Annotated in this window: 3 protein-coding genes; 1 reads left to right on the forward strand and 2 read right to left on the reverse strand. The window is 69.8% G+C overall.

Annotation, left to right across the window (positions count from 1 at the left end; all coding sequences use genetic code 11):
* On the reverse strand, nt 1-554 hold a 554-nt coding region (locus D7X55_RS38815; protein ID WP_121725661.1), incomplete at its 3' end, for a general secretion pathway protein GspE.
* A 59-nt stretch (nt 555-613) separates the two neighbouring features.
* Nucleotides 614-1444, reverse strand: coding sequence for a DUF4292 domain-containing protein (locus tag D7X55_RS38820; protein WP_121725662.1), 831 nt, complete (start codon nt 1442-1444; stop codon nt 614-616).
* A 42-nt stretch (nt 1445-1486) separates the two neighbouring features.
* Between D7X55_RS38820 and D7X55_RS38825 the strand changes: the two genes are divergently transcribed.
* A partial coding sequence (locus tag D7X55_RS38825) for a MotA/TolQ/ExbB proton channel family protein (protein WP_147470403.1) occupies nt 1487-2131 on the forward strand: 645 nt, incomplete at its 3' end.

The raw sequence follows: 2131 nt of genomic DNA on the forward strand, positions 1-2131 counted from the left end.
GGCTTGGGGGACATGGCCACGGCGGCGGCCGGGTCCAGGTCCTTGAGGTTCTTCACGACGGTGCGGCCCTGCGCGTCCACCACCTTGAAGTTGGTGTCCGCGTCCTCCAGCTCCGCCGTCTCCTCGTAGAGCCGCGCGAAGGCCCGCGCCACGGAGGTGCGCCCCGCCACGTTGGCCACGATGCGGCACTTGGACAGGGCGCGCAGCTCGTCCAGCACCCGGACGTTGAGCGGGTCGGACATGGCGACGACCAGCGTCTTGCCGTCGTCGCGCAGCTGCAGCGGCACGACGGAGAAGTCGCGCGCCGTCTGCGCCGGGATCTTGGCCTTCACGTGCGGCGGCACCATCTGCACGGCGTCCAGGTTCACCGCCGGCATGCCGAGCTGCTTCGACAGGGCGCGCACGAGGATGTCCTCGGAGACGAGGTTCATCCGGACGAGGATCTCGCCCAGCTTTCCGCCCCACTTGGCCTGCTCGGCGAGCGCCGCCTTGAGCTGGCTCTCCTGCAGGACGTTCGCCTTGATCAGCAGTTCTCCAAGCTTGATCTGTGCCATGTCGTGCGCGCCATAGTACCCGGTTTGCGCCGGGACGCTGCCTTTCGACGCCTGGAAGCTCAGGAACCCGGCGCGGGGGGCGGCTGAGACACCGGCCCCTCCGAGCGGACCTCCTGGCCCCGCGCGTCGACGTTCACCACCCGGGCCCCCTCGGGGGCGGCCAGCTCGTAGAGCGTCAGGTCCGGGCGGCCGTTGAGGCGGATGTCCGTGTACTTCAGGTCCAGCTTCGTCTCCGCCGAGGCGGCGATGAGGTGGACCTTGTCCGGGAAGAACAGGCCGTCGCGCTGCTGGAAGTCCTCGAACGCCAGGTCGTAGCCCGGCACGCCACGCACCTCGCTCTTCACCACGCGCAGGTGCTTGGGATCCACACGGAGCGTCTGCGTGGCGGGCCCCCGCTGGAGCTTGAGCACGTACACCCGCTCCTTCTCGTCCAGCTCCAGGGTCATGGACTCCGGAGGCAGGAGGGGGACCTGGCCCAGCATCACCGCGACCAGCTCCTCGCTCGGCAGGACGACAGGCAGGAAGCGCGACACGTTCTCCGCGCTGGCCGGGCCCTGGAGGTACGTGTTCTCGCGCGCCTGGTAGACGCCGAAGCGCTCACCGTCGGAGACGAGCGAGGCCACCGGGCGGTTGAAGAAGTCGTACGTCTCCAGGTGGATGAGGGCCGGGCGGGTGATGGAGAGGTACGTGGAGAGCGTGCCGCTGCCCTGGGGCGAGTCCACGTGCAGCTTGGCGTCACCCTCCAGGGTGACGACCTTCGCCTGCCGCTCGCGCACGTGCTGGTAGAGCGTCTGGGCGTCCTCGATGCGGCCCTCCGGACCGAACTCGAGACGTTTGGGGCAGGCCGAACAGAGGAGGGCCAGGAAGATTGCGGCGGCTGCGCGGTTCATATGTCCTAGTGTGAGCCAGGGCCGCCTGCCCGGTCATCCATCATGAATCTGAACGATCTACTTCATTACCTTCGCCTGGGCGGCGTCACCCTCGCCCTCCTCCTGGGCGCCTCCGTGGTGGCCCTGGGCGTGGCCATCGAGCGGCTCATCGCCCTCTGGGGCGTGAGCGAGCGCTCCCGCAACCTGGGGGAGATCGTCCAGAAGCACCTCCTCCGGGGGGACGTGGCCGCCGCCCGCACCGCCGCCGAGCGCTCCGACGCCGTGGCGGCCGACATCTTCCTCGCCGGGTTCGACCGCTGGGAGCGCTCCCGCTCCGCCGGTGGCAACGGCATCGAGTCCGCCGTGGAGCGCGAGCGCGCCCAGGTGGGCCTGAAGCTGCGGCGCAACCTGTGGCTGCTCGCCACCATCGGTTCGACGACGCCCTTCGTGGGCCTCTTCGGCACCGTGGCCGGCATCATGCGGTCCTTCAAGGACCTGGGCGTGGACGTGGAGGCCGGCGGCACCGGCGGCTCCGCGGCCGTGATGACGGGCATCTCCGAAGCGCTCGTCGCCACCGCCGTGGGCATCCTCGTCGCCGTGCAGGCGATGGTCTTCTACAACTACTTCCAGGCCCGGCTGTCCCGCGTGCTGGTGGAGCTGCGCCTGCTGGGCGACGAGTTCGCGGAGGTCCTCAAGGAACGCTCCGCG

It is taken from the genome of Corallococcus sp. AB049A, from assembly GCF_003668885.1.
Lineage (GTDB): Bacteria > Myxococcota > Myxococcia > Myxococcales > Myxococcaceae > Corallococcus > Corallococcus interemptor.

What these genes read in the sequence shown, in the direction of transcription:
- D7X55_RS38820 (WP_121725662.1), bottom strand. Translation starts at nt 1,444, where the DNA reads ATGAACCGCGCAGCCGCCGCAATCTTCCTGGCCCTCCTCTGTTCGGCC.